We start from the raw sequence: 26,162 nt of genomic DNA, 5'->3' as shown, positions 1-26,162 counted from the left end.
GCGCGCTTGCCCTCTCCCCCGCCCCTCTCCCGCTTGCGGGAGAGGGGAGAAAACCTTCGCACAATGTTAGCGTGCCGCATCGTTTTCCTTCGTCTCGGCAGCCGCCAGCGTCGGTCCCGGCGTGCCGGTGATCTTGGGCACGCACTCGGAGTGAAACCAGGCGATGGTGACCGGTTCGCCGGCGATCATGCGCTTGATTGGCGGTACCACCTGTTCGCCAATCAGCATGCCCAGCAGGCCGATCAGCGCCACGGCCGGTGGCGCCGGGGAACGCACCTGCATCAGCGCGTAGATGATGCCGACCAGTACGCCGGCGCCAAGGGAAACCAGATAGATCTTCATGTCGATCTCGCAATTTCAGGATAGGAATCAGGGGGATGCGGGCGGCAGGCCGATGCCCAGCAGATGCCGTACACGCGGTGGTTCGCTGGCCACGTGGAAGCGCGCCACATCGCGCTGCAAGTCGGCGTCGGCATTGGGCACGCGCCGGTGCTGGCGCAGATGCTCGGCCCACGACTCCACCAGGAACCACTCGGTCAGCAATTCGGGATTGGACGGGTCTTCCATCACGCCCCAGTTGAACGCGCCATCGCGCAGCCGTTCTTCGGAAAGCCGATGCACGGCGTGCAGGAATGCGTCGCGATTGGCCGCCGGAATGCAGTACTCGATCAGGATCATTACCGGGCCACGGTCGTGGGCGATCTCGCCGGCCATCTCGGGCTCGGGCCAGTGGCGCGCGGGCCCCAGGTCTTCCTCGCCACGTGGCAGGCGCAGGCGGTGCAGCAGCGATCCGGCCAGTACCAGACCCGCGGCCGCGATCAGCAGTGCATGCGGGGTGCCCAGAGCCTGCGCGACAAAGCCCCAGAGCAGGCTGCCGCCGGCCAGCGCGCCGTTGAACACCATCTGATAGACGGCCAGCGCGCGTCCGCGCACCCAGTTCGGCAGGATGGCCTGTGCTGCGCCACCCAGCGTGGTCAGCGCCATGATCCATGCCGCGCCAAGCACCAGCAGCAACGGCAACGCCAGCCACACCGGCGGTGCGAACGACAACCCCGCCATCACCACTGCCGTGGCGATCGCCGATACCAGCACCACGCCATCGGCATCGAGACGCTTCTGCAGTGCCGGCATCGTCAACGCACCGGCGATTGCTCCGGCGCCAACCGCGCCGAGCAGTACACCATAGAGCCCGGCGCCGCCATGCAGCAACTGCTTGGCTACCAGCGGCAACAGGGCCCAGACGCTGCTGCCGAACGCGAAATGTACGGCCGCGCGTGCCAGCACGATGTGAAGCTTGCTATGGGCGCGTGTAAAACGCAGACCCGCACGGAACGCGCTGAAGAAATGTTCGCGCAGCGGATCGACCGGTTGTACGGGACGCTTCCACCAGATCAGTGCGCCGATGACAAACAGATAGCTGAGCAGGTCAACGCCGTAGGTCGCCGCCGCGCCGAATGCGGCCAGTAGCAGGCCACCCGTGGCGGGGCCAATTGCGCGCGCAATGTTCACGCCCAGCGCATTGAGCGCAACGGCCTGGCGCAAGGTACTGGGTGGCACCAGTTCGGGCACGATGGACTGCCATGTCGGGCCCATCATGGCCGCGCCGATCCCGCCCACAAAGGCCAGGCCGATCAGGATTTCGATGGTCAAGCCGCCGCGCCAGGCCAGCAGCGCCAGCGTGCCACTGACCATTGCCAGTCCGATCTGGATCACGATCAGGAAGCGGCGCCGGTCCAGGATATCCGAGAGCACGCCGGCCGGAATTGCCAGCAGGAACACCGGCAGCGTCGCAGCGGCCTGGATCGTCGCCACCGCGGCGGGCGAACTCGACAGGTCGGTGGCCAGCCACGCGCTGGCTACATCGCGCATGAAGCTGCCGATATTGCCAAGGATCGTGGCGACCCACAGCACGGCAAACGTGGATTGGGCCAGCGGCGCGAACGAACCGCCGGATGCCGGTTTGGATGCAGGTGCAGCCGGCGCGTTCATGCTTGCCTCCGTTGGCCCAGGTCATGCCACGCCACCAGCAGGAAGCCGCCCACCAGTCCGAGGTGCTCGAAGAACGCGTTCATCAGCATGAACTGCGCTTCCGGTGGCGCACTCCAGAAACGATTGGCCATGAAGGTCGCGGCCAGCGTGAATGCAGCCAGCGCCAGCGCACCGAGCCAACGATAGATGCCCAGCAGGATCATGGCCGGCGCAACCAGCTCCAATGCGATCGTGGCGGCGGCCATCGGCACGGCCGGTGTCAGGCCGAAGTGCTGCATCTCGGCCACCGCGCCGGAGAAGTCGAACAGCTTGACCAGTCCGCCTTGCAAATAGGCCGCGCAAAGCAGCAGCAGGGCGATCCAGTGCAACCAGCTTGGCAGCCGGTGCGTGGTTTCGCCGGCCGTGGCCAGCGGGGAAGAGAAGGGCGGCATGGCGGGTCTCCGGTTACGGTGCGATGGCGAGATGCGTCACGCGGTCAGAATGCCCAGCACGAGCAGCCGAGCGCGCCCCAGAACGAGCTTTCATCCGAGGTGGGCATATTGGAAGTCCATGCCTTGGCATGCGCATGACCATGTACGCCGCACGAACTGGCACAGCCGCAGGCAGTATTCATGGCCAGCTTGGCCTGTGCATTGGGACGCGGCTGATAGCGGCTGCCGTGACGGGCCGGAGACCAGTCCGGCATGGCGGGCGGCAGCTCGGGCGAATGCTTGTTGAACTCGTTGTCGCCATAGACCACCTTGCCACCAAGTACCGTCAGTACCGCGGTGATGTCCTGGATATCGTCGCCCGGAACGCTGAAATAGTCAGCGGAGAGCACCGCGAGGTCGGCCAGCTGGCCAGCCTTGATCTGCCCCTTCTTGCCTTCCTCGGACGAGAACCAGGTATTGGCCTCGGTCCACAGCCGCAGTGCGGTCTCGCGGTCGAGCAGGTTGGCCTGCGGGTACATTGACATGCCGCCCACGGTCTTGCCCGTGGTCAGCCAGTGCAGCGACACCCATGGGTTGTACGAGGCCACGCGTGTGGCATCGGTGCCGGCGCCGACCTTCACGCCCTTTTCAAGCATCTTCTTGATCGGCGGCGTGGCTTCGGCAGCGCGGGCGCCATAACGCTCCACGAAATATTCGCCCTGGTATGCCATGCGGTGCTGCACGGCAATACCCCCGCCAAGCGCGGCGATACGGTCGATATTGCGATCGGAGATGGTCTCGGCGTGGTCGAAGAACCAGTTCAGGCCATTGAATGGCACGTCCTTGGCCACCTTTTCATAGACGTCCAGCGCGCGCGTGATGGTTTCGTTGTAGGTCGCGTGCAGGCGCCAGGGCCAGCGCTTTTCCGCGAGCAGGCGGATGACCGGCTCCAGGTCGCCTTCCATCGACGGCGGCATGTCGGGGCGTTCGACGCGGAAGTCCTCGAAGTCCGCCGCGGTGTAGACCAGCATTTCCCCGGCACCGTTATGGCGATAGAGATCATCGCCCTGGCCCGGCTTCACGGTCGACGTCCAGGTCTTGAAGTCGCTCAGTTCTTCCTTGGGCTTCTGCGTGAACAGGTTGTAGGCCAGGCGCACCGTGAGCTGGCCTTCCTTGTGCAGCTCCTCGATGATGTTGTAGTCCTCGGGGTAGTTCTGGTACCCGCCGCCGGCATCGATCACGCCGGTCACGCCCAGCCGGTTCACTTCGCGCATGAAATGGCGCGTGGAGTTCTTCTGGTACTCGGCCGGCAGCTTCGGTCCCTTGGCCAACGTGGCATACAGGATCGTGGCATTGGGCTTGGCCAGCAGCAGGCCAGTCGGGTTGCCGCTGGCGTCGCGGATGATCTCGCCGCCCGGAGGATTCGGCGTGTCCTTGTTGTATCCCACGGCACGCAGCGCGGCGCCGTTCAGGATTGCGCGGTCATACAGGTGCAGGATGAATACCGGTGTATCGGGCGCCGCCGCGTTCAGTTCGTCGATGGTCGGCAGGCGCTTCTCGGCGAACTGGTGTTCGGTGAAGCCACCCACCACGCGTACCCATTGCGGTGCGGGCGTGCGGGCTACCTGGTCCTTGAGCATGCGCATCGCATCGGCCAGTGAACGCACGCCGTCCCAGCGCAGCTCCATGTTGTAGTTCAGGCCGCCGCGAATGATGTGCATATGGCTGTCGATCAGCCCGGGAATGGCCCGCCGACCATTCAGGTCGATTACTTTCGTCGTGGCGGCCGCAAGCTTCATGATCTCGTCGCGCGTGCCCACGCTGACAAAGCGGCCGTCCTGGATGGCTACGGCATCGGCCTGCGGGTTGGCGCGGTCCAGCGTGGTGAACTTGCCGTTGACGAGGATGAGATCGGGAGTTGGGGTCGGTGACATGGCGAATAGCTCCGAAGAGGCTGCCGCGCCGAGGGCGGCAGCCGAGGCAATGAATTGCCGGCGGGTGACAGACATGGGGCTCAGGCGTTCAGGAAGGCCAGCAGGTCGGCATTGACCTGGTCGGCGTTGATCACGCACATGCCATGCGATGCGCCCGGATAGACCTTCAGCGTGGCGTTCTTGACGATCTTCGCGGAGAGTTTGGCTGCGTTGTCGATCGGCACGATCTGGTCATCGTCACCGTGCAGGATCAGCGTGGGCACCGTGATCTTCTTGAGGTCCTCGGTGTAGTCGACTTCAGAGAACTCCTTGATGCACAGGTACTGGCCCAGGATGCCGCCGGCCATGCCCTGCGACCAGAATGCGTCGATGGTGCCTTGCGAGACCTTGGCGTTGGGACGGTTGAAACCGAAGAACGGCACGGCGAGGTCCTTGTAGAACTGCGAGCGGTTGTCGGCCACGCCCTTGCGGATGCCGTCGAACACTTCCAGCGGCAGGCCATTCGGGTACGCGGCGCTCTTGGCCATGGTCGGCGGCACGGCGCCGATCAGCATGGCCTTGGCCACGCGTTTGGTGCCATGTCGGCCGATATAGCGGGCCACTTCGCCACCGCCGGTGGAGTGGCCGACCAGTGTGGCGCCCTTGATATCGAGCGCGTCGAGCACGGCCGCGAGGTCGTCGGCGTAGGTGTCCATGTTGTTGCCCGTGCCGGGCTGGTCCGAGCGGCCATGGCCACGGCGGTCATGGGCAATCACGCGGAAGCCTTTCTGCACCAGGAACAGCATTTGCGAGTCCCATGCGTCGGCGTCGAGCGGCCAGCCGTGCGAGAACACCACCGGGCGGCCCGAGCCCCAGTCCTTGTAGAAGATGCGCGTGCCGTCCTTCGTGGTGACGTAGTGCCCCTGCTTCGTGTGGCTTCCGGCAGCCGGCGCGGCAACGGCCGCAGCTGGCGTCAGCGCTGCCATCGACGCCACCGAGGCAGCGGCTGCGCCGACCGTGCTGCCTACCAGCAGCTTGCGGCGCGATGCGTCGTGTTGATCAGCTTGTTGTTGAGGGGCGGCGTTCGACATGAGATTCTCCGGCATGAAATTGATTCAGTTTGTTTGATTTAGTGGCTCGGGCAGTGCTGACCGGCCGTAGCTTGTCGCTGAGCCTGCCGCACTGCCGATGGACTGAACTTTAATGACCAGCATGAGGTTGTTGCCGCACTCATGCTGTATATATTCATCAAAAAATTTGAATTAATGGCGACGGGCCTCCCGGACCCATCCCGAAGCCTTTAGCCCGCCGCAACCGGGGCGATGGATTCGTGCGGCGTGGTGGTGCGCTGCGCGGCCTTGTGCACCATCGTGTAGGCGTAGTCGACGCCCATGCCGTAGGCGCCGGAATGCTCCTTGACCAGCTTCATCACGGCGTCATAGGTGTCGCGGTGAGCCCAGTCGCGTTGCCATTCCAGCAGCACCTGCTGCCAGGTCACGGGCACGGCGCCGGCCTGCACCATGCGCTGCATCGCATAGTCGTGGGCTTCCTTGCTGGTGCCGCCCGAGGCGTCGGCCACCATGTAGATCTCGTAGTCGCCTTCCAGCATTGCGCACAACGCGAACGTGGTGTTGCAGACTTCGGTCCACAGGCCGGCCACTACCACCTTCTTGCGGCCATTGGCCTTCAGTGCGTCGCGCACCTTCTGGTCGTCCCACGAATTCATCGAGGTGCGTTCGAGTGTCTTGGCGTCGGGGAATACATCGAGGATTTCCGGATACGTGTAGCCCGAGAACGACTCGCTTTCCACCGTAGTGATCGTGGTCGGCACATTGAAGATCTTCGCGGCCTTGGCCAGGCCCACGACGTTGTTCTTCAACGCCTGGCGGTCCATCGACTGCACGCCGAATGCCATTTGCGGCTGGTGATCGATGATGATCAGCTGGCTGTTCAGCGGCGTCAGCACTTCGAGCTTCGGGTTGGACATGATGTTGCTCCTTGAAACGAAGGTTTGGGGGCGATGGCCCGGGCATCTGCCCGTCCATGGTGCATCGGAGAGCGAGGTCGCATTGCAGGGGGTGGGCGCGATGCGACCCGACGCAAGCCTAGACGGCGCGCACGCTTGCAACCATTGGCCGATCGTATTAGCCGATCACGTGTCGGGATTACCTGTGGCATTCGGTACACCACCATTGGCCGGCACCAGCCCATACGCACTTGGTATAGGTGGCGCCTTGGCGAGGGCTGTGCTGAAATGCGGGGCGGACGCGCGAATCCATCAGAATCAATGCCGCGCGGCTCACAATCCGCAACACCCAACCAGCAACCAGGCCCAATGGAGAATAGACCGTGATATCCCGGAACGGGGCTCCTGCCGGCACAGGTGTCGAAGACGATGCGCTGGTGCTCGTGGTTGATGACGACGCCATGCTACGTGCGGGACTGGGCAACCTGTTCCGCTCGGTCGGCATGAAAGTGGCGTTGTTCGGTTCGGCTGCGGAGTTGCTCGAATTCGAACTGCCGGATGCACCGAGTTGCCTGGTGCTGGATGTGAGGTTAAGAGGCCCGAGCGGGCTTGACCTGCAGACCCGTCTCGGACAGATGGGCGTTCATCTTCCCATCATCTTCATGACCGGCCATGGCGACATTGCGATGACCGTGACCGCCATGAAGGCAGGTGCGGAAGACTTCCTGGCCAAGCCATTCCGCGACCAGGATCTGCTCGATGCGGTGGCGGCAGCCATTGAGAAGGACCGGCTGCGGCGCCGGGGTTTGCGCAAGGTGGCGGAAATCCGCACCAATCATGCGACGCTGACACCGCGTGAAGCCGAGGTGATGGGCATGGCGGTAGCGGGCCTGCTCAACAAGCAGATTGCCGGCGAGATTGGCATTAGTGAAGTCACGGTCAAGATTCACCGCGGCCAGGCCATGCGCAAGATGAAGGCCCGCACGTTTGCCGAACTGGTATTGATGGCGCAACAGATCGGCCTGTGCAGGGCAGACCTCTAACGCGTTGCGCGTTACAGGTCTGGTGTATCAGCCGAACTTGCGCGCGGCATCGAGCGCCAGTCCCGAACCGATCCCGCCAAACAGATCACCTTCCACGCGGCGCACGCCGGGCAGCAGCCGCGCCAGTTGCTCGCGCAGCATCGGTACGCTGCTTGAACCACCGGTAAAGAGGATGGTGTCGACCGCATCGGCGGTCACGCCCGCGGTCTTCAGCATGTCCTGCACCGTCGAGGCGGTCTTGCCCACCAGCTTTTCGATCGACTGGTCGAAGTCTTCACGCGCGACTTCCAGCGTGGTGTCCGGCGCAATGCGGCCCAGATCGACCACGGTCCGGGTATCGTTCGACAGCGCGATCTTGGCCGCTTCCACCTGGATGGCCAGCCAGTGGCCCGCGCGCTCGCGGATCAGGCGAATCAGCCGGTCGAGCTTTTCGGTATCGGCCGCATCGCGATAGTTGTCCATCACGATCGACCACGCCTTGCGTGTGTAGATCAGGTTGATGGTGTGCCAGCTGGCCAGGTCGAAGTACTGGCCCGACGGCATCGCCTTGCCATTGCGTAGCTGGCTGTTCAGCCCCAGCATCGGCATCACGCTGGCCAGGCTCAGCGCGCGGTCGAAGTCGGTGCCGCCGATATGCACGCCACCGTTGGCAAGAATGTCGTCGCGCCGGTCGGTCTTGCGTGCGCGCTCGGGAGACAGGCGCACCAGCGAGAAGTCAGACGTACCGCCGCCGATATCGGCCACGAGTACCAGTTCTTCATCGGTAATGCCTGCTTCGTAGTCGAATGCCGCGGCAATCGGTTCGTACTGGAACGCGATATCGCGGAAGCCCGCGTCGCGCGCAATCTCGGCCAGCGTATCTTCGGCAAGCTGGTCGGCGGCCTTGTCCTCGTCGATGAAATGTACCGGGCGCCCCAGTATCGCCGACGTGAACTCGCGTCCGGCCGCGCGTTCGGCGCGCCCCTTGAGTTCGCCGATGAAATGCGCGAGCAGCTTGCGGAACGGCATGGCCTGGCCCATGACCTCGGTGCTGTCGTCCATCATCGAGGTGCCGAGCAGGCTCTTGAGCGAGCGCATCATGCGGCCTTCGTAGCCGGCCAGGTAGTCGGCCAATGCCGCGCGGCCATAGCTGACCAGCGGGTCTTCGGCGTGAAAGAAGATCACGGACGGCAGCGTGGCCTTGCCATCTTCCAGTGGCAACAGCGTTGGCGCGCCCGGGCGGAGCCAGCCAACGGTGGAATTGGACGTGCCGAAGTCGACGCCGCAAGCGTTTGAGATCATTGAAATTCAGGGGTTCAAGTGCAGCCAATACAGCGGTTGCCGGTGACGGCTCCCGTCGTGCGGGGCGTTATTGTAGGGGTTTTCCTGTCACAGGGCCGGAATGCCGCGCGCTGTGCGCCATCAGTAGTCGCCCGATGCGGGTTTATGCCAACTGTTCGCCACGCCGGGGTTGCAGTCTACTGAAGCCACAGGTTGCAGTGTGACCGGTCGGTACGACACCACCGACCGTAGTTTGGAAAACCAACTGGAGACAATACCATGGTGACCAAGCAGGACGATGCACTCATTTTCAGGAACCTGATCGCGTTGGCCGCGGTGGAGACGCTGGGCGGCGCCATAGCATTGGGGCTACTGTTCAATCTGCTCACATGATGCTGCAAGGGGCCGCCACCATCCCCACCGCGGCCCCTTGTCCATTCCCGACCCCCGTTTGCGCCTGACCAGGGCGCCGCCAGCAACATTGGCGGCACCCCACTACAATGGCGCATCGCCCGGCAACGTGCCGGGCCGGACTGGGAGTCGAGGATGCGTATTCTGGTAGTCGGGGTGGGCGCCACGGGGGGCTATTTCGGTGCGCGGTTGCTGCAGGCAGGGCGTGACGTGACATTTCTTGTGCGTCAGCGTCGCGCGGCACAACTGGCGGAGCATGGCCTGCGCCTGAAAAGTCCGCACGGCGATCTGCATATTCCGAATCCGCCCGTCGTACAGTCGGAGCAGATCACGCAACCATATGACGTGGTGCTGCTGAGCTGCAAGGCTTATGACCTCGACAGTGCCATGGACGGCTTTGCCCCAGCGATGGGCCCCGCTACCGTGGTGGTACCGGTACTCAACGGCATGCGCCATCTGGACCGCCTCGAGGCCCGCTTCGGCGCCGAACGCGTGATGGGTGGCCGCTGCATGATCTCCAGCACGCTCGACGACCAGGGCACGATCCTGCATCTGTCGCCATTCCATGTTCTCTCGTTTGGCGAGCGTCCATCGGGCACTAGCGATCGCGCGCAGGCACTTGCCGAAGTCTTCGGCAACGCGGGTTTCGACGTCCAGCGCAGCGACGCCATGCGCCAGGACATGTGGGAGAAATGGTTCTTCCTGGCCACGCTGGCCTCGTCCACGTGCCTGATGCGCGCAGCCATTGGCGATATCCTGGCCGCGCCGCGCGGACGCGAAACCATTGCCGCATTGCTCGACGAATGCGCCGAGATTGCCGCTGCCAACGGCTATGCAATCCGCGAGCCCGCCATGCGGCAGGCGCAAGCGACGCTATTTACCGAAGGTTCGCCGATTACCGCATCGATGCTGCGCGACCTCGAGCGCGGCGCGGCGATCGAATCGGACCAGATCGTGGGCGATCTGCTTGCGCGCCGCGGCCAGGTTGCGGCGCCTACGCTGGAACTGGCGCTGACCAACCTGAAAGCCTACGAAGCGCGTCGCGCGCGTAGCAATAGCAACCAGGGCAACTAGGCCGCAGTCAGGCGTGGCTGGCCTGCGCGTTGCGCGCATGCAGCCACGCCGGCAGGTCTGCTTCGGGCATCGGCCGGGCCAGCAGGTAACCTTGCATCGCACGGCAACCAATCTCGATCAGCGTCTGGCGATCGGCTTCGTGCTCCACGCCTTCGGCCACCACTTCGAAACCGAATGAGCGGCCCAGGCTCAGCACCGCGCGCATCAGGTCCTGGTTGCGCGTCGACCGGGCGATATCGGTGATGAAGCTGCGGTCCACCTTCACGCATGCCGCGCCAAGCTGACGCAGTGCGCCGAGTCCCGAATACCCCACGCCAAAATCGTCCAGTGCAATCGACACGCCGGCGCGGGCCATATTGGCAATCTTGCCCTGTACGGCATCCACGTCGAGTGCCACTTCCTCGGTGATCTCCACCGTCAGCATGCCGGGCTCGATCCTGCATGCTTCCAGTGTGGACAGCAGCAGCTTGTCGATTTCCACTTGCGCCATCTCGCGCGGCGAAATATTGATGGCGATCGGAATCAGTTGGCCGCCCTGGGCCTGGATGTTCTTGGAAAGCCGGCACACCTTGGCCAGCGTGGCACGCAGCAGCGTTTCCGACAACCCCGAGGCCGCCGCCACCGATACCAGTTCCGGTGGCGGAACCCAGCCATGCCGCGGGTGTTTCCAGCGAATCAGCGCTTCCAGGCTGCGCACGCTGGCGCCGCCGTTGCCGAAGATCGGCTGGAACCAGACTTCGAGCATGTCGTCGGCCAGTGCGCGCGGCAGATCGCGTTCGATATCGCGCTGCATCTGCAGGTGCCGGTGCAGATCCTCGTCGAACACATAGAAGCTGTTGCGGCCGGCGCGCTTGGCGGCATAGAGCGCGGCGTCGGCGAACAGCAGCATGTCGTCGAGGCTGATGTCGGGGCCGCGGCAGATGCCGATGCTGATGCCGACCGGGCAGTATTCGTAGCCATCCAGCGGCTGGCGCACCGCCGCGATCAGCCGGCCGGCCAGCGCCGAGGGGCAATCGTCGGCATCGAACGGGTTGTAGAACACCATGAACTCGTCGCCGCCCATGCGTCCGACCAGCATGTCGGGACCGGCCACCGCCTCGAGTCGCCTTGCAACCTCGCGCAATACGCCATCGCCGGCCTTGTGGCCGAATGCATCGTTGATGACCTTGAAGCCGTCCAGGTCCAGCATCAGCAGGCAGTGCTTGCCGCTCAGCCCATTCACAAGACGCTTGTTCACGCGATCGAAGAAGCCGCTGCGGCTCAGCAGGCGGGTCAGCGGATCCTGGCTGGCCAGCGTCCACATCTCGTCGGCGCGAATCACCGCATCGTCATGCGCAATGCGCAGCGAATCCTGTATCGCTGTGGCTTCGTTCTTGAGGCGGATCGAATGCCGGATCTGCTTTTCGCTCTCCAGCGTGCAGCGCACCAGCGCGCCGAGGTAGAGCACTGTCGTACCGGCCAGCCAGAGCTTGTCGTAGTCGCCGAACACCAGCAGGCAGCCGGCTGCCGACAGCAACGGCGGGGTGATAAAGCAAAGCGGAATGCGGGCGTAGGCAAAGCCGTGCGTGACCGCCCCAGCGGTGATGCCGCACACCACCGTGAGATAGAACAAGGTTTGCGGCGACCTGTAGCCGTCGCACAGGATCGGTATCGACGCCCAGGTCAGGCCGGACATCAGCGCGAGTATGCAGTGCGTGCGCAGATGCCGTTCCACCGTGCGCGCCAGTCGCTGATCCTCGGGGCGCGCCAACGAGGATACCTTGCCCAGCGGTATCCGGCACAGCCAGATGCGCAGGGAATTCCAGAGCAGCGAGACCAGGAACCAGGCGGTGGCAGTAGGACCGCGCCCCGCATGCCATGCCACGGCCAGCACACTGACGCCCAGCACGATGTTGATCGGAATGGAAAGGCGCACCGTGCGCCGGACGGCCAGCAACTGGTCGTGCCGTGTCAGGCGTGCCAGCGCGACATCGATCGACGTGGTGCTACCGTCTTGGCCTGGCATTGGAGTCAACGCCGCACTACGTATTGTCTTCATTGGTTCATGCCCGTCGCCATCCGTTCGCCCATGCTATCTCGAACACGCGTTGGCAAATACTGGATGGCGATTTTGCTGCGTCCTGAAAATGCCCGTTCCTGCTTTTTGCTTTTATGTTTGCCGCGCGATATTTGCCATCACTGCGACATATTCATGAACCCCGGTGCCTATATTTCGTTCACGCGGTCCGGAAGATCCTTGCCTCCGGTGTCGCGACCTCGCATGGTCTCACCAAGTGATTGATTTATCAACGCTAGTCATTTTCGTTGCGTTATTTGCACGACGCGGGCCGCCCCCTACTTTGGAAGGGCGGAAAATGTCCGATACAAATCCGTTAGAAGCTCTCAAGGAAGCCGAGTATACGGCTGAAACCGGAAATCGGACGCGGACAATACCCAATCATGACCAGCCATTCAATATCGAGACGCGAGAGGTAAAGCGAGAATGCAATATTTTCAGAGAATGACCGTATTCCAGCGCATCATGGCCGCCTTCATGGTCATTCTTGCAATGACCTGCGCCATGGGCCTGTTTGCACTGTACGAGTTGAACCGGGTAGGCGAGGCCACGCGCGACATCAAGGACAACTGGATGCCTTCGGTGCGCCATTCGCTTGAGATGAAGAGTCAGCTGAATGCATACCGGACCTCCGAGCTCCAGCACGTATTGTCGGAATCGGACGACGAGTTCCGCAAGTACGAGGACCTGATGCGGACGCAGCTCGAGGCGTTCCGCGCCGCCGAGCAGGGGTTTGCAGGCCTGCTGGCTTCGGAAGCAGAGCGGCTCGTGCACCGCGAGATCACCGCGCTGACGGCGCAATACCTGGCCGTTCACGACAAGCTGCTGGCGCTGTCGCGTGCTGGCGACCGGTCGGGCGCGGTTGCCATGCTGCGTGGCGAGTCGTTCCGTGTGCGTGGCGCGCTGGAAGCCAGTATCGACCAGGCGGTCAAGATCAATGTGGCCGGATCGGAAGACAGCGGCAAGCATGTCGACAGCGTATATGCCTCGGCGCGCAACCTGATGATCGGTGCCTTGCTGACGATGGCGGTGCTGGTGGTGGCTTTGGCTTTCGGGCTCGCACGCGGCCTGGTGCGACAGCTTGGCGGCGAGCCAGCCTATGCGGCACAGGTGGCGGGCGAGGTCGCGGCGGGCAACCTGGCGGTCAACGTGGTGCTGAAGCCCGGCGATACGTCGAGCATGCTCCATGCGATGAACCGCATGCGGCTGACCCTGGCCGATATTGTGCACCACATCAAGGCATCGAGTGAGTCGGTGGCGTCCGCTTCCGGGCAGATCGCGCAGGGCAATGCCGATCTGTCGCAACGTACCGAGGAGCAGGCCTCCGCGCTGGAGCAGACCGCGGCGAGCATCGAGGAACTGGCTGTCACGGTCAGGCAGAATGCCGACAACGCTGGACATGCCGACAACCTCGCAAAGAATGCGTCGTCACTGGCCGAGCGCGGCGGCAAGGTGGTGGGCGATGTGGTGACCACCATGAGCGATATCTCGAAGAGCTCGGATCGCATCGTCGATATCATCGCCGTGATCGAAGGCATTGCGTTCCAGACCAATATCCTCGCGCTGAACGCTGCAGTGGAAGCCGCGCGCGCGGGCGAACAGGGCCGAGGCTTCGCGGTGGTGGCCGGCGAAGTGCGTACGCTGGCCCAACGCAGTGCAGCGGCCGCGCGCGAGATCAAGGAATTGATCGAAGGCTCGGTCGGCAAGGTCGATGCGGGCTCCGTGCTCGTTGGCGAAGCCGGGCATACCATGCAGGAGATCGTCGAGGCCGTGCGTCAGGTGTCGCAACTGGTGGCCGATATTTCCGCGGCATCGACGGAACAGACCAGCGGTATCGAGCAGGTCAATGCCGCGGTGACCCAGATTGACGAAGTCACCCAGCAAAACGCCGCGTTGGTGGAAGAGGCATCGGCCGCGGCATCGGCGCTTGACGAGCAGAGTCGCAGCCTGCTGAATTCGGTAGCGGTGTTCAGGCTGTCGGCGCGTCTTGCTGCGCCGGCTGGCGTTGCCGCCGCGTAGAGGCTGCTCCGGCACGCTCGTGCCAGAACGCCACGAACTCGGCCAGTGGCATGGCGCGGCCAAACAGCCAGCCCTGGCCAAACTGCACGCCGCGCCGGCGCAGGGCCTGGCACTGCGCTTCGGTCTCGATACCTTCGGCGATCATGCGGATATCCAGTGCCTTGGCCATGTCGATGATATGCGGGCCAACCGATCTCGTCGGGGCGTCGGTAGTCATCGACTCGACAAAGGCGCGGTCGATCTTGAGCCCGTCCACATCGAGATCCTGCAGGTAGGCCAGGCTCGAATAGCCGGTGCCGAAGTCGTCGATCAGGATCGGGTGACCGGCCTTGCGAAACGCGGCAATCATCTGGCGGCACGCGGCATCGTTGGCAAAGCCGCGTTCGGTGACCTCGACCCAGATCTGATCGGCACCAATCCCGGCCTTGTCGCGTGCCAGGCTCAGGAAAGGCAAGGTATCGCGCGCACGGAAATCGTCGGGAGACAGGTTGATCGAAACGTGCATCGCCGGCTCGGCGGCGAGATGTGGCCCAAGATCGCGCAGTACGGCCTCGATCATGCAGGTGGTGATGGCGTGAATGGTGCCCGTGGCCTCCGCCATCGGAATGAAATTGTCGGGCATCGCCACCGTTCCGTCGGGCAAGCGCCAGCGCACCAGTGCCTCGGCACCCACGCAGCGGCCATTGTCCAGCGCCACCAACGGCTGGTAGACCGCGAAGAATTCCTTGCGCCGGATCGCGTCCCGCAACGCATGCTGGGGGCTGCGCAGGTGCCGCCCCCAACGCAACATCAGCCACGTGGCGATGGCGCTGACCAGCAGGCCCACCGGCAGGCCGGCGAACAGCAGTTGGCGCCAGGTGCCGGCGACTTCGGCATAAGGTTCGTAGGCCACCACGGCGAACGGCAGTAGCCGCGATGGCTTGACGTCCAGATACTGACCACGCTGCACCTGGCCATCCTGCTGCTGGGCCCACGCACGCGCCAACGTTTCAGTATCGGTATCGCCCCACGATGCCACCACCTTTCCGGTACGGGTGTCGATCATGCCCAGGCGGATCAGTCCATCGAGCGGAACAGTGTCGATGAAGAACTGTGCGTCGACCACCGCAACATGCCGTCCCACGCGAAACTGGATCGCGCTGGGCGGTCTTACCGTGGCATCGATGCGATACGCGGTCCGCAACTGCGGCACTTCGGTCCAGTCACCGGTCTGGCCCTCGACGCTGCGCAAGGCGCCAGGAAACGAGGACGATGCGCACAACAGTTGCCCGTTGTCGAGGAAGGTGATCTGGCGCGCGTAGCGGTGCTGCAGGTCGGCCTCGCGCATGGCATCGAGGTGAGCCTTGCTGCAGGGCTGGCCGCTGAAGGCGTCGGCCTGGCGCGCTGCGTCGATGGCATCGCGTGCCACTGCGTCCACGCGCAATAATGCGCGCTCGGTGAACTGGTCCACGCGCTGGCGGAACAACTGCTCGGCAAACTCGCGCGACAACCACGCGGTCAGCGCAACCGGGCCGCAGACGCCCAGCGTTATCACGCAGAACATGAACAGCCAGAGGCGCAGCCTGGTCATGGATGTCCAATGCGAATAGAGGGTGCTTGGCAGCATAGCAGCCTGGTTTGCCTGTCGAGTCCGATACTGCGCAAGCAAACTTCGATTGCAACCGGGCTACTGCGTTGGTTTCGCGGACCTGGAGCGCAGTGTCTTGCTGGCGCCGATATCGACCAGATGCTGCTTCCAGGCCGAGAAAACGGTATCGAGGCAACTTGCGGAATCGCATTGGTCGCGCTTCTTGCGGAACGCGTCGATATCGGGTTGCGAGATCACACCGGCCTGCAGCAGGCGCTGCTGGTCGGTATAGATGCGCTGGTAGCCCATCGAGAACAGTGCGTGTTCGCAGATGATCTGGCTGGCGCGCGTGGCGGGCGCCTCGCAGGCGATGTCGCTCGCCTGGGCGGCGCTGGTAAAGGCGATGGCGGCGACAGCAAGACTCGCGGCAAGCAGGTGTGTGACCCGGAACATGGTGTTTGGCGTAAAGCGGGTGGAGCATGAGGCGTGGAATCGGTTCGACCGGTATAACACACCGACATGCCGGAGAGCGTAAGACCGGCTTCATCCTTGATAAAAATTCAAAAGAATTTGGTCCGTACGCGGCTTAATCTTCAAGGATAAAGACGGCACACTGCGCTTCTTACTCCCGTTTCTCATTCACATTCCTCCAGCCATCAGGAGCAAATTCATGAGCATTCCTTCGTTCGGTGTTGGTACCTTTCGGCTGACTGGCCAGGCCGCGGTCGATTCGGTGCGCAACGCGCTGGATCTGGGCTACCGCGCCATCGACACCGCGCAGATCTACGGCAATGAGGCCGATGTCGGGCTGGCTATCGCCGACAGCGGCGTGGCGCGCGCCGACCTGTTCGTCACCACCAAGATCTGGACCGCAAACTACGCGGCGGACAAGCTGGTACCAAGCCTGCGCGAGAGCCTTGCGAAGCTGCGTACCGACCATGTCGACCTGACGCTGATGCACTGGCCGGCCCCTGGCAACGGTGTGGCATTGTCCGAGACCATGACGGCACTGGCCGAAGCCAAGGCGCTTGGCCTGACCCGCCAGATCGGCGTTTCGAACTTCAATATCGCACTGACGCAGCAGGCCATCGACATCGTTGGCAAGGGCGAACTTGTCACCAACCAGATCGAACTGAGCCCGTACCTGCAGGGCCGCAAGCTGACCGCCTTCCTCAAGGAGCAAGGCATCGCCGTGACGTCTTACATGACGTTGGCCTACGGCAAGGTGCTCAATGATCCGGTACTGGCACGGATCGCCGACAAGCACCAGGCTACCGTGGCCCAGGTGGCACTGGCATGGGCGCTGCAGTTGGGCTATGCAGTGATCCCGTCGTCGACAAAGCGCGAGAACCTGGCCAGTAACCTGCTGGCGCGCGATCTACATCTCGATGCCGACGATATGGCGAGCATCGCCGCGCTGGAGCGTAATGGCCGCGAGGTCAGCCCGGTGGGTTTGGCACCAGAGTGGGATTGACCAGGCGGGCGGGGCGGTTGCGCTGAGTAAGCGTCGCATTCGACATTTCATGAGACGGTGAATCATTCCGGTTGGCACGGTGCCAGAATGGTTGGCATCTGCACTTGCATGACACCGGACCTCCATGACTCCCGCCGACCCTATCGCCGCGGTGACGCATCGCGACCCCTATCCGTACTACCGGATGCTGGCGCAGTCGCGCCCGTTCCACTATGACCCTGCACTGAAATTGTGGGTGGCCGCTGGCGCAACAGCCGTGGCGGAAGTGCTTGAGCACCCCGCTGCGCGCGTGCGTCCAGCCGCCCAACCTGTGCCGCCCGCGTTGGACGGTTCGGCCGCCGGTAATCTGTTCGGTCGGCTGATACGCATGAACGATGGTGCGGCGCATGCCGCGTTGAAGACGATCGTATTGCGGCGTCTGGCGGCGCTGGACCTCGGCGTGGTGCGCATACGCGCGCATATGTTGGCCTCGGGCTTACCGCGCATGACTGCCGACGATGCTAACGAGACCATGCGCTGGATGTTCACATTGCCAGTGCTGACGGTGGCCGATGTCCTGGGCCTGCCGCTGGAGCGCGACGATGAAGGGCACGTCTGCACGCGCGTCGCCGGTTTCGTTGCCACCTTTGCTGCGGCCATGTCTCCGCTGGCAACACCTGCCGAGGTCGAGGCTGGCATCGCGGCCGCGCAGTGGTTGACCCGAGACGTGGAGAGCGCCGCTGCCACGGCGCCGCGCGACAGCTTGCTGCATGCACTGTCGCAAGACACCGTGTTCGGCGATATCGAACCCGCAACGCTGATTGCCAACGCAGTCGGCCTGATGATCCAGGCTTGCGAAGCCACTGCGGGCCTGATCGGCAACACCATGGTCAGTCTCGGCAGGGTATCGGCGCCCGTTAGCGAGGTTAGCGATATCGATGCACTGGTGGCCCGGGTCGCGCATCTGGACCCGCCGGTGCAGAACACACGACGCTTCATGGCGGCCGATGCCGTACTGTGTGGTCAAGCTCTGCGCGCCAACGATACCGTGCTGGTGCTGCTGGCCGCGGCGGCGCATGATCCGGGCGACAGCGCTGGCGGCGCAGGCGGTGATCGCAAGCCATGGACGTTCGGCGCGGGGCGGCATGCCTGCCCTGGCGATGCGCTGGCCCAGGTGCTGGCAGCGTGTACGGTGCAGGCACTGCTGGCGCGCGACGTCCAGCCCGGCCGGCTGCTGCACGATTTGCGTTATCGTCCGTCGGTGAATGCCCGCATTCCGCAGTTTTCCCCACAACAATGACAACGGAGCCCCCGATGATTGCCGTGATTTTTGAAGTCGAGCCCGCGCCGGGCCGGCAGGACACCTATCTCGACATTGCCGCCCACCTGAAGCCCACGTTGGAGGCCATCGACGGGTTTATCTCGGTGGAGCGGTTCCAGAGCCTGACCACGCCGGGCAAGCTGCTGTCGCTGTCGTTCTTCCGCGACGAAGCGGCCGTGCTGGCCTGGCGCAATACGCTCGATCACCGCCAGGCACAGGCGGCCGGCCGTGGCGGCGTGTTTGCCAACTACCGCTTGCGCGTGGCCCAGGTGTTGCGCGACTACGGCCTGCATGAACGCGAGGAAGCACCGGCCGACAGCCGCGCGGTGCACGACACCGACCGGCATTGACGTAAATGTATCTATCCATGGCGCGGCCGCGTGCGGCAAGTTCTGACACGCCCGGTCCGTGACAACCTGACATATTCGCCCGATAAACTGGTGCATCATTGCAGCGGAGGTCTGCAGCGGAGGCCTGGACACGCAGCACCGGAAACGAAAGGGCGATGCGGTATGAAGCGGCGCACGGGCGGCACCAAGTTGTGGGCAATGTTAAGCAAGCAGGCAACGCGGAGCGCGCGCAAGCTGCAGCGCACGGTCACGCGTACGGTGACCAAGCCGATGCTGCAAGCTGCCAAGCAGCAGGGGCAAGCCGTCAGCAAAGCCATGGGGCAGGCCGTCGGCAAGGCTGCGCGCCAGGCGCTCACGGGCGTGGTCACACCCACGCCCGCGCCGGTCAGTCGCGGCGGTGGCCTCTGGGAAGAAGGGATGTGGGGCTTCGGCCTGGGTATCGGCATCGGGTCCATGGGGCAGCGCCGCTACCGCGTGTTCGTGCCGGCCGGTGTCAGCGCGGCGCGGCCCGCACCGTTGCTGGTGCTGCTGCATGGCTGCGGGCAGGATGCGGCCAGCTTTGCCGCATGCGCGCGGGTGGCAACGGTGGCGCGCGATGCGCGCTGGGTGGTGCTGATGCCGGAGCAATCGGTGCAGGCCAATGCGCAGCGTTGCTGGAACTGGTTTCGCCCCGCAGCGCGCGGCGCATCGGAAACAGCGCTGCTGATGTCCATGATCGACCATGTGTGCCAGCGCTATGCCATCGTGGCCGACCGCGTTTGCGCGTTCGGCCTGTCAGCGGGCGGTGCAATGGCGATGATGCTGGGCCTGCACTATCCCGATCGTTTCGCAGCGGTTGGCTCCCACTCGGGCGCCGCGCCCTACAGCGCGATCAACGCCACGCAGGCGCCCAAGGCCATGCGCGGCGAACGCGCCCCTGATCCGGTTGCCGCAAAGATTGCACTGGCTGGCCGCCGGCCGCCACCGCTGTTGCTGCTGCATGGCGATCAGGACAACGTGGTGTCCTACGATAACGCCACATCCACCGGTGCGATGTGGCTGGAATTGCTACCGCCCGGGATGGCCGCGCCAAAAGAGGTACCACCCAAACGCGTGCGCCGCGGTACGCGACGTGCCGTGGAAGTCTTCGACTGGCAGGCGGGCGCACGGCCATACCTGCGGGTGGTCAAGGTGGAAGGCTTGCGCCATGCGTGGAGCGGCGGCGCGCCAGGCCAGGCATTCTCTGATCCCGTTGGCCCCGATGCGCTGAAGATTGCGCTGCGCTTTTTTTCGGTGAACGGTCGTCATCAGGACTGACCGGCTAGCGGGAAATCGGCCAGTTCTTGGCTCAGGATTCGCCTACCGGTTCGAACACGACATCGCTGGTGGGACATGCCACGCAGGGCAGGATGTATCCGTCGTCTTTCTCATCCGGACTCAAGCCGGGCCATTCGATCCGGTAGCGCACGCTGCCTGAGTGCAGCTTGCTGATGCACGCGCGGCAGGTGCCATTGCGGCATGAACTGGGCAGGCGCACATCGTCCAGCAACGCCGCTTCAAGCAGGCTCAGCGACGCTGGCGCGGCAAAGCAGATCGCGTCGGGCAGCACCTGTGCGGTGTACTCACGATCTTCCTGCGCAGCAATCTCCGGTGTATCAGCCATGGCGTCAGCTCTCGTCGTCCGGAAAACCGGCACGTCCATGGGTGGCGTCGCGCAGCGTGGCCATGGCCGTTTCTCGCAGTGAGGCTGGCAGGCGGATTACCAGTTTCGCAAGCGCCCCGTACTCGGTGTCGACCAGGGTGCAGCCATCGTCGGCCGACTGTTCGATCCAGCGGCGCACGCGCGGTTCATCGGCATAGTCGATCTGCACGCTCAACGTGGCATAGGCGATGCGCTCGATCCGGGCGGCGTCCTTGAGCGCACCGGCAATGGCATCGGTATAGGCCCGCACCAGTCCGCCCGCCCCAAGCTTGACGCCGCCGTAGTAGCGCACCACTGTGGCGAGTACGCCATCCAGATCGTGGTGGCGCAGTACCTCCAGGATCGGGCGACCGGCCGTGCCGGATGGCTCGCCATCGTCCGACATGCCCGATTGGCCGCCCGCCAGCAGGGCCCAGCAGACATGCGTGGCCGTGGGGTGCCGCGTGCGTAGATCCTGGATCACGGCCATTGCCGCATCGCGGTCGGGCACCGGTGTGGCCATCGCAATAAAGCGACTCTTGCGGATCTCGATCTCGGCGTGAACCGGGGCGGCAAGCGTGAATGTGGGCAAAACGGGGTGGCAAACGGGAATCGGAAGGCGAGTGTAGCGCAGGCGGGCAGTGCGAACAGGCGTCGGCGCTTTTATGACAACTTGCTGGAAGTCAAGTTACTGTCACAAAGTCGCTATAAGATCGCCGAGGGGCACCGTGTGTCCCAACCATCCCAGATCGCTCAATAACGCCCACATCACCATGTCCAGCCAGCCCGTAGCCTCCCGTCGCCGCGCCCTGAAAATCCTTGGTGGAGCCCCGATGCTGCCGCTAGGTACCGCCGCGGCCACGCTGGCCGGCGGCATGAGCGCGATGGAGGCGGCATTTGCTGCTGCGCCACGACGCAAGACACCGGCTGCATTCGCGTCGGCCACCTTCACGGGTATGGCTGCGCCGACGCTCGACAATGCGGCGGCCATGGCCACCACCACGGTTGGCTCGTCGCTCAAGGTGTCGTACCGCGATGGCACGGTGCAGGAATACACGCTGGCTTACCAGCCGTTCTTTGTCACTGGCGACATGGTGCCCGACGGCAAGGGCCGTCAGGTACTGGCTGGCGGCTACTACGATATTCAGAATCGTCCGATCATGGACGACTCTGTTCCGGGCAAGTCGCGCCAGTTTTTCTCCGATGGCCCAGATGGCAGTTCGCTGCTGACGTTGCCCAATGCGCGGGTACCCGGTGTCAAGGGCAATACGGTGTTTGCGGTGGTGCAGTTCGAATACACCTCGCGCAACCAGGCCAATGCTGAAATGCATGGCATGCTGCCATCGCCGATTGCGGTACTGACGCTGGATCAAGACCCGAAGACGGGCAAGCTCACGCTGGTGCGCTATCACAACGTCGACACCTCGGGCGTGAACGGTTTGTGGATTACCTGTGGTGCGAGCCTGTCGCCGTGGAACACGCACCTGTCGAGCGAGGAATACGAGCCCGACGCCGCCAAGGCCGCCACCGACAAGAAGCTGCGTGGCTTCAGCCAGCATCTGTATGGCGATGCCGGACACGCCAACCCGTACAACTACGGCCACCTGCCGGAAGTCACGGTGCATCCCGACGGCACGGGTTCGATCAAGAAACACTATTGCATGGGCCGAATCTCGCACGAACTGGTGCAGGTGATGCCCGACGAGCGCACCGTGCTGATGGGCGACGACGCCACCAATGGTGGCCTGTTCATGTTTATCGCCGACCGCGCGCGCGATCTGTCGGCAGGCAAGCTCTACGTGGCCAAATGGCACCAGACTTCGGGCGCCGGTCCGGGTGCGGCCACGCTGTCGTGGATTCCGCTCGGCAGCGCCACCAGCGCTGAAATCCGCAAGTTGGTGGACGGTGGCATCAAGCTTCCCGACATCATGGACGTCAAGACCAGCGATCCGGAAGACAAGAGCTTCACGCGCATCCTGCTCGATGGCAAGCCCAACTGGGTCAGGCTGGTGCCGGGGCAGGAGAAGGCCGCCGCGTTCCTGGAAACGCACCGCTACGCGGCGCTGGTCGGGGGCAGTCTGGGCTTTACCAAGATGGAAGGCACCACGGTCAATATTGCCGACCGGAAAGCCTATTCGGCGATCTCGCGCATCGAGACCAGCATGCTGGCCGGCCATGCCGCCAACGCGGGCGATATCCGCGTGGAAGGACCTTACTCCGGCGCGGTTTATGAACTGAACCTGCGGGGCGCTCAATCTGACCAGTCCGGTGCGGGCATCGGCAGTGAGTGGGTGCCCGTCGACATGGCGCCGGTGCCGGCGCTGATTTCCGAGGATCTCGGTGGCGGCCATAAGAAAGCGCAGGACGCGCTCGGCAACTACGCCAACCCCGACAAGGTGGCCACGCCGGACAACCTCAAGTTCTCGGAAACACTGCGCACGCTGTTTATCGGCGAAGACAGCAACACCCACGTCAACAACTTCCTGTGGGCCTACAACGTTGATACAAAGCAACTGTCGCGCGTGCTGTCATGCCCGGCTGGCGCCGAATCGACTGGCCTGCATGCCGTCGACGAGATTCACGGCTGGACCTATATCATGAGCAACTTCCAGCATCCCGGTGACTGGGAAGCAGGCTTGCATGACAAGGTAAAAGGCACGCTCGATCCGCTGGTGCGCGCCAACTACAAGGACCGCTTCGGTGCGGCAGTCGGATACCTGACCGCCACCCCGTCCGCATTGCGATTGAACCGACGCGGCTGATCATCGTCAGCGCTGTCTGACTCCGCAAATGCGGCGGGCCTGCTAACCTGTGGCCTGCGCACCGGCAATTGCTGGTGCGCCATGCCACAGGAGACCCCATGACCGAGCCTGCCGCCGACCCCATCGCGCGCCGCATGGCGCCCGCCACGGAGCGCAACCGCGAACCCATCCTGGCAGTCTTGCGCGAGGCCTTGCCGAAGTCAGGCACGGTACTTGAGATTGCCAGCGGCACGGGCCAGCATGCGGTGCATTTCGCCGCGGCGCTGCCCAATATCACATGGCAGCCCAGCGACCCCGATGCCACGCACCGCGAATCCATCGCGGCATGGACCGCCCATGCGGGCACCGCAAACGTGCTGGCACCACTGGCCATCGATGTCCGCCAGGAACCATGGGGCATCGACAACGTCGACGCCATCGTCTGCATCAACATGATCCACATTTCCCCGTGGGCCGCCGCCGAGGCGCTGTTTGCCGGTGCCGGCAAGCGGCTTGGCGCAGGCGGGGTGCTGTATCTCTACGGCCCCTATCGCCGCAACGGGGCACACACCGCCCCAAGCAACGAAGCGTTCGACCGGCAACTGAAAGTGGCCGATGCCGAATGGGGCGTGCGCGACATGGAAGCCGTCATCGCGCTTGGTGCCGCGCAGGGTTTGACTTGCGCCGAGCCAGTGCCAATGCCGGCCAACAACTTCAGCCTGGTGTTTCGGAAGGAGTAGGAGAGGGGGGCGGCACTTGCTGCCCTTTCTTTCCTCAAGGGGGCACGCTTGTCATAGGCAGTCCTCGCGAAGTCGAGAAATGGTTTGAAGTGACACGCCAAACCACTCATGGAACGAGGCCTCGAGGTCGTGATTCTCCGACCATCCAACTCTTGCCTTAAGGTCGGAAACCGATAGATCAAAGCGAAAGGATTCGAAGAGCGCGCGCATGAGCCTCTGCGTCCTGCAAAGTTGTGTGAATGCCACGCCTTGCATGAATAGCCTTGAGCGAATGCGACTGGGTGAGGTTTGTAGTGCACCAGCCATCTTCGCAGCATTCCAATCCTCCTGTGGTTGCTGAAACACGCTGCCCGAGATCAGTTCGCGCAGGTACAGGATCTTGCCGTCAACGTCTTCATTGCGGACATCCGAAAACGGGCCGTACCCAAGCGCTGGAGCCTGACTGAGTTCCAGCGTGCATCTTGACGGGGAAAACAGGCTGCCCGTCAATTGCAGGTCGACTGACTCGAACGCCGGAATCCGAACCGGTTGCCCATCGCGCAGCGGGCGTTCGTATCCTCGTCGACTCAGGCGTTGATCGCCGCCGCTTGCGGTGATGGACATCGGGAACGCTGGTACGAGTCGATGAAGTGTCACTCGTGAGCGGCAGCGGATATGGACCTGCATACGTCATCGTTCGATAGATTGGTTCGGCTAATGCTGGCTGTTCCGGCCCGCCGAGTAAATCCATTTCTTCCGAAGGCTGCGTTCGGATATGCCGCAAGCGTCTGCATTCCGGTGACAAGCCTCACCTTCGACCGGCTCCCGGGGAATACGTCATCACCTCGAACTCGGTGACCTGACGTGCGCCGAGATCTATCGCAATTCGGTATCGCTCGATGATATGGAAATCCTGTGCGCTGCGAACCACGAGCGGCAGAGTATCGTCATGCGGCAACTGGCATTCTTGCCGTCTCGGCTATCGCGTGCCGGCGAGTGAAGGAGATGCTACCCCCGCACCAGCATCACCGCAGCTGTAGCAATCAGGCACAGCGCAAATGCGGCGCGCAGACGCCGTTCGGGCATGCGGTGGGCCAGTGCCACCCCCCATGAGATCGTCAGCATGCCGCCCAGCGAAAGTGGGATGCCGCTGTACCAGTCCACATGTCCGGCTTGGGCGTATGTGAATAGCGCGACCACGGCGCCGGGTGTGACCAGCGCCAAGGCCAGGCCTTGTGCTACGGCCTGGCGCATGCCGAAAAGCCCGACCAGGGCCGGTGCGGCGACCACGCCGCCACCCACGCTGAAGAAACCGGAGAACGCACCGCCTACCACGCCGACGGCGGGAATCCATGCGGTGGAGACGCGCGCCTGTTGTTGCGTGGTGGCGCGACCGGGGAGCAGCCGCCAGAGAAAGTACAGCGCCAGTCCAATCATGAAGACGGCGAAGATGCGGCGCAGCAGCCCGGCATCGATCGAGGTGGCCAGCCTGGCCGAAAGGTAGGTGGCCAGCACCGCGGAGAGGCCCAACACCACGGCCGTCTTCAGCTCGATCCTGGCGCGCTTGCGGTATTGCCAGAAGCCAATCACCACATTGGGCGCGATCATGACCAGCGAGGTCCCCTGGGCCAGCTGTTGGTCCATGCCATATAGCAGGCCAAGCGCGGGGATGGCGATCAGGCCCCCGCCGATGCCGAACAGGCCTCCCACGCCGCCGAGCAGCCCCCCAAGTCCGAAGATGAGCAGGGCGGACAGCAACGTATGGTCAGGCATGGCGAATCAGGGGGCGGTGTTCAAAGGCAAGCCCCAGATCATACGCGGACATGGGCCAGACATTAGGGAAATCACCAGCAGGATTTCAGATGCCTGATTTTGCTCCCCTCTCCCGCGACGCGGGAGAGGGGCTGGGGGTGAGGGCATGAGGTTCAAATTGCGACTTGTCTCGGCTTGAACCGCCGGCCCTCTCCCCCGCCCCTCTCCCGCAAAGCGGGCGAGGGGAGACCACCACGGGCATATCAAAAGCTGCTGGTTTGCTCCCCTCTCCCGAGACGCGGGAGAGGGGCTGGGGGAGAGGGCATGAGGTTCAAATTGCGACTTGTCTTAGCTTGAGTCGCCGGCCCTCTCCCCCGCCCCTCTCCCGCAAAGCGGGCGAGGGGTGTGGTGGTCAAGTTTTTTCAGACAGGTACTAAGGTTGTCTGGTGCTTTAACTT

General features: G+C 63.7%; 23 protein-coding genes. 9 read left to right on the top strand and 14 right to left on the bottom strand.

The features are described from left to right. Window positions 1–66: 66 nt before the first annotated feature. From ACO550_RS31760 to ACO550_RS31735, 6 genes are all read right to left on the bottom strand, one after another. Entirely contained in the window at window positions 67–342 is a 276-nt protein-coding gene (locus ACO550_RS31760; protein ID WP_315596175.1) for a DUF1427 family protein, read from the bottom strand. A gap of 27 nt (window positions 343–369) precedes the next feature. Further along, the gene (locus ACO550_RS31755) at window positions 370–1,989 is read right to left on the bottom strand and encodes an MFS transporter (RefSeq protein WP_315596174.1); all 1,620 of its coding nucleotides are present in this window, start codon (window positions 1,987–1,989) and stop codon (window positions 370–372) included. After that, window positions 1,986–2,420, bottom strand: coding sequence for a DoxX family membrane protein (locus ACO550_RS31750; protein WP_315596173.1), 435 nt, complete (start codon window positions 2,418–2,420; stop codon window positions 1,986–1,988). Before ACO550_RS31750 ends, ACO550_RS31755 begins: the two co-directional genes overlap by 4 nt. Window positions 2,421–2,464: 44 nt before the next feature. After that, window positions 2,465–4,333, bottom strand: coding sequence for an amidohydrolase family protein (locus ACO550_RS31745; protein ID WP_315596172.1), 1,869 nt, complete (start codon window positions 4,331–4,333; stop codon window positions 2,465–2,467). An 80-nt stretch (window positions 4,334–4,413) separates the two neighbouring features. Further along, window positions 4,414–5,403, bottom strand: coding sequence for an alpha/beta hydrolase (locus tag ACO550_RS31740; RefSeq protein WP_315596171.1), 990 nt, complete (start codon window positions 5,401–5,403; stop codon window positions 4,414–4,416). 209 nt (window positions 5,404–5,612) lie between these two features. Beyond that, window positions 5,613–6,299: an isochorismatase family protein gene (locus ACO550_RS31735; RefSeq protein WP_315596170.1), complete on the bottom strand. Its 687-nt coding sequence runs from the start codon at window positions 6,297–6,299 to the stop codon at window positions 5,613–5,615. Window positions 6,300–6,661: 362 nt separating this feature from the next. Between ACO550_RS31735 and ACO550_RS31730 the strand changes: the two genes are divergently transcribed. Further along, window positions 6,662–7,321 (top strand): response regulator transcription factor, encoded by a 660-nt coding sequence (locus ACO550_RS31730; protein WP_315596169.1) that lies wholly within the window; start codon window positions 6,662–6,664, stop codon window positions 7,319–7,321. A gap of 27 nt (window positions 7,322–7,348) precedes the next feature. Here ACO550_RS31730 and ACO550_RS31725 read toward each other — a convergent pair whose 3' ends face one another. After that, window positions 7,349–8,602 carry an Hsp70 family protein gene (locus ACO550_RS31725; protein ID WP_315596168.1) on the bottom strand — a complete coding sequence of 418 codons (1,254 nt, stop codon included), beginning with the start codon at window positions 8,600–8,602 and terminating at the stop codon, window positions 7,349–7,351. Window positions 8,603–9,127: 525 nt separating this feature from the next. On the opposite strand from ACO550_RS31725, the gene panE reads away from it, so the two are divergent. Next, complete coding sequence (gene panE / locus ACO550_RS31720; RefSeq protein WP_315596167.1) at window positions 9,128–10,066, top strand: 2-dehydropantoate 2-reductase; 939 nt, start codon at window positions 9,128–9,130, stop codon at window positions 10,064–10,066. Between the two features lie 7 nt (window positions 10,067–10,073). Here panE and ACO550_RS31715 read toward each other — a convergent pair whose 3' ends face one another. Then, the gene (locus ACO550_RS31715; RefSeq protein WP_315596166.1) at window positions 10,074–12,071 is read right to left on the bottom strand and encodes a putative bifunctional diguanylate cyclase/phosphodiesterase; all 1,998 of its coding nucleotides are present in this window, start codon (window positions 12,069–12,071) and stop codon (window positions 10,074–10,076) included. Window positions 12,072–12,548: 477 nt separating this feature from the next. Here ACO550_RS31715 and ACO550_RS31710 point away from each other — a divergent pair, with 477 nt between their 5' ends. Then, window positions 12,549–14,141, top strand: a complete 1,593-nt coding sequence (locus ACO550_RS31710; protein WP_315596165.1) for a methyl-accepting chemotaxis protein — start codon at window positions 12,549–12,551, stop codon at window positions 14,139–14,141. Here ACO550_RS31710 and ACO550_RS31705 read toward each other — a convergent pair. Together ACO550_RS31705 and ACO550_RS31700 are read right to left on the bottom strand one after the other, a co-directional pair. Beyond that, on the bottom strand, window positions 14,092–15,711 hold the full coding sequence (locus ACO550_RS31705; RefSeq protein ID WP_315596164.1) for an EAL domain-containing protein: 1,620 nt from the start codon (window positions 15,709–15,711) through the stop codon (window positions 14,092–14,094). The two genes, ACO550_RS31710 and ACO550_RS31705, sit on opposite strands and share 50 nt — an antisense overlap. Before the next feature lie 96 nt (window positions 15,712–15,807). Then, window positions 15,808–16,161, bottom strand: coding sequence for a hypothetical protein (locus tag ACO550_RS31700; RefSeq protein WP_315596163.1), 354 nt, complete (start codon window positions 16,159–16,161; stop codon window positions 15,808–15,810). 217 nt (window positions 16,162–16,378) lie between these two features. Between ACO550_RS31700 and dkgB the strand changes: the two genes are divergently transcribed. The 4 genes from dkgB to ACO550_RS31680 all read left to right on the top strand — a co-directional run bounded on the left by dkgB (window position 16,379) and on the right by ACO550_RS31680 (window position 20,128). Beyond that, window positions 16,379–17,182, top strand: coding sequence for a 2,5-didehydrogluconate reductase DkgB (dkgB, locus tag ACO550_RS31695; protein ID WP_315596162.1), 804 nt, complete (start codon window positions 16,379–16,381; stop codon window positions 17,180–17,182). Window positions 17,183–17,306: 124 nt separating this feature from the next. Continuing rightward, window positions 17,307–18,461: a cytochrome P450 gene (locus ACO550_RS31690; protein ID WP_315596161.1), complete on the top strand. Its 1,155-nt coding sequence runs from the start codon at window positions 17,307–17,309 to the stop codon at window positions 18,459–18,461. 14 nt (window positions 18,462–18,475) lie between these two features. Continuing rightward, entirely contained in the window at window positions 18,476–18,832 is a 357-nt protein-coding gene (locus ACO550_RS31685; protein ID WP_315596160.1) for an antibiotic biosynthesis monooxygenase, read from the top strand. Window positions 18,833–18,994: 162 nt separating this feature from the next. Further along, window positions 18,995–20,128 carry an extracellular catalytic domain type 1 short-chain-length polyhydroxyalkanoate depolymerase gene (locus ACO550_RS31680; protein ID WP_315596159.1) on the top strand — a complete coding sequence of 378 codons (1,134 nt, stop codon included), beginning with the start codon at window positions 18,995–18,997 and terminating at the stop codon, window positions 20,126–20,128. Between the two features lie 31 nt (window positions 20,129–20,159). Here the strand turns inward: ACO550_RS31680 and ACO550_RS31675 are convergent, their stop codons facing one another. After that, window positions 20,160–20,474: a 2Fe-2S iron-sulfur cluster-binding protein gene (locus tag ACO550_RS31675; RefSeq protein WP_315596158.1), complete on the bottom strand. Its 315-nt coding sequence runs from the start codon at window positions 20,472–20,474 to the stop codon at window positions 20,160–20,162. A 4-nt stretch (window positions 20,475–20,478) separates the two neighbouring features. Further along, entirely contained in the window at window positions 20,479–21,084 is a 606-nt protein-coding gene (locus ACO550_RS31670) for a YigZ family protein (RefSeq protein ID WP_315596157.1), read from the bottom strand. 181 nt (window positions 21,085–21,265) lie between these two features. Here ACO550_RS31670 and ACO550_RS31665 point away from each other — a divergent pair, with 181 nt between their 5' ends. Beyond that, window positions 21,266–23,254, top strand: coding sequence for a PhoX family protein (locus ACO550_RS31665; RefSeq protein WP_315596156.1), 1,989 nt, complete (start codon window positions 21,266–21,268; stop codon window positions 23,252–23,254). Window positions 23,255–23,352: 98 nt separating this feature from the next. After that, window positions 23,353–23,973 (top strand): DUF938 domain-containing protein, encoded by a 621-nt coding sequence (locus tag ACO550_RS31660; protein ID WP_315596155.1) that lies wholly within the window; start codon window positions 23,353–23,355, stop codon window positions 23,971–23,973. 51 nt (window positions 23,974–24,024) lie between these two features. Here the strand turns inward: ACO550_RS31660 and ACO550_RS31655 are convergent, their stop codons facing one another. Both ACO550_RS31655 and ACO550_RS31650 read right to left on the bottom strand, forming a co-directional pair. Next, complete coding sequence (locus ACO550_RS31655; RefSeq protein ID WP_315596154.1) at window positions 24,025–24,576, bottom strand: hypothetical protein; 552 nt, start codon at window positions 24,574–24,576, stop codon at window positions 24,025–24,027. Between the two features lie 384 nt (window positions 24,577–24,960). After that, complete coding sequence (locus ACO550_RS31650) at window positions 24,961–25,725, bottom strand: TSUP family transporter (protein ID WP_315596153.1); 765 nt, start codon at window positions 25,723–25,725, stop codon at window positions 24,961–24,963. Between the last annotated feature and the right edge of the window lie 437 nt (window positions 25,726–26,162).

It is taken from the genome of Cupriavidus sp., from assembly GCF_057315035.1.
Note: the sequence above shows the minus strand (reverse complement) of the source record. Positions and strands in the feature narration are given on the sequence as shown.

What these genes read in the sequence shown, in the direction of transcription:
- ACO550_RS31760 (WP_315596175.1), bottom strand. Translation starts at nt 342, where the DNA reads ATGAAGATCTATCTGGTTTCCCTTGGCGCCGGCGTACTGGTCGGCATC.
- ACO550_RS31755 (WP_315596174.1), bottom strand. Translation starts at nt 1,989, where the DNA reads ATGAACGCGCCGGCTGCACCTGCATCCAAACCGGCATCCGGCGGTTCG.
- ACO550_RS31750 (WP_315596173.1), bottom strand. Translation starts at nt 2,420, where the DNA reads ATGCCGCCCTTCTCTTCCCCGCTGGCCACGGCCGGCGAAACCACGCAC.
- ACO550_RS31745 (WP_315596172.1), bottom strand. Translation starts at nt 4,333, where the DNA reads ATGTCACCGACCCCAACTCCCGATCTCATCCTCGTCAACGGCAAGTTC.
- ACO550_RS31740 (WP_315596171.1), bottom strand. Translation starts at nt 5,403, where the DNA reads ATGTCGAACGCCGCCCCTCAACAACAAGCTGATCAACACGACGCATCG.
- ACO550_RS31735 (WP_315596170.1), bottom strand. Translation starts at nt 6,299, where the DNA reads ATGTCCAACCCGAAGCTCGAAGTGCTGACGCCGCTGAACAGCCAGCTG.
- ACO550_RS31725 (WP_315596168.1), bottom strand. Translation starts at nt 8,602, where the DNA reads ATGATCTCAAACGCTTGCGGCGTCGACTTCGGCACGTCCAATTCCACC.
- panE (WP_315596167.1), top strand. Translation starts at nt 9,128, where the DNA reads ATGCGTATTCTGGTAGTCGGGGTGGGCGCCACGGGGGGCTATTTCGGT.
- ACO550_RS31715 (WP_315596166.1), bottom strand. Translation starts at nt 12,071, where the DNA reads ATGCCAGGCCAAGACGGTAGCACCACGTCGATCGATGTCGCGCTGGCA.
- ACO550_RS31710 (WP_315596165.1), top strand. Translation starts at nt 12,549, where the DNA reads ATGCAATATTTTCAGAGAATGACCGTATTCCAGCGCATCATGGCCGCC.
- ACO550_RS31705 (WP_315596164.1), bottom strand. Translation starts at nt 15,711, where the DNA reads ATGACCAGGCTGCGCCTCTGGCTGTTCATGTTCTGCGTGATAACGCTG.
- ACO550_RS31700 (WP_315596163.1), bottom strand. Translation starts at nt 16,161, where the DNA reads ATGTTCCGGGTCACACACCTGCTTGCCGCGAGTCTTGCTGTCGCCGCC.
- dkgB (WP_315596162.1), top strand. Translation starts at nt 16,379, where the DNA reads ATGAGCATTCCTTCGTTCGGTGTTGGTACCTTTCGGCTGACTGGCCAG.
- ACO550_RS31690 (WP_315596161.1), top strand. Translation starts at nt 17,307, where the DNA reads ATGACTCCCGCCGACCCTATCGCCGCGGTGACGCATCGCGACCCCTAT.
- ACO550_RS31685 (WP_315596160.1), top strand. Translation starts at nt 18,476, where the DNA reads ATGATTGCCGTGATTTTTGAAGTCGAGCCCGCGCCGGGCCGGCAGGAC.
- ACO550_RS31680 (WP_315596159.1), top strand. Translation starts at nt 18,995, where the DNA reads ATGAAGCGGCGCACGGGCGGCACCAAGTTGTGGGCAATGTTAAGCAAG.
- ACO550_RS31675 (WP_315596158.1), bottom strand. Translation starts at nt 20,474, where the DNA reads ATGGCTGATACACCGGAGATTGCTGCGCAGGAAGATCGTGAGTACACC.
- ACO550_RS31665 (WP_315596156.1), top strand. Translation starts at nt 21,266, where the DNA reads ATGTCCAGCCAGCCCGTAGCCTCCCGTCGCCGCGCCCTGAAAATCCTT.
- ACO550_RS31660 (WP_315596155.1), top strand. Translation starts at nt 23,353, where the DNA reads ATGACCGAGCCTGCCGCCGACCCCATCGCGCGCCGCATGGCGCCCGCC.
- ACO550_RS31655 (WP_315596154.1), bottom strand. Translation starts at nt 24,576, where the DNA reads ATGTCCATCACCGCAAGCGGCGGCGATCAACGCCTGAGTCGACGAGGA.
- ACO550_RS31650 (WP_315596153.1), bottom strand. Translation starts at nt 25,725, where the DNA reads ATGCCTGACCATACGTTGCTGTCCGCCCTGCTCATCTTCGGACTTGGG.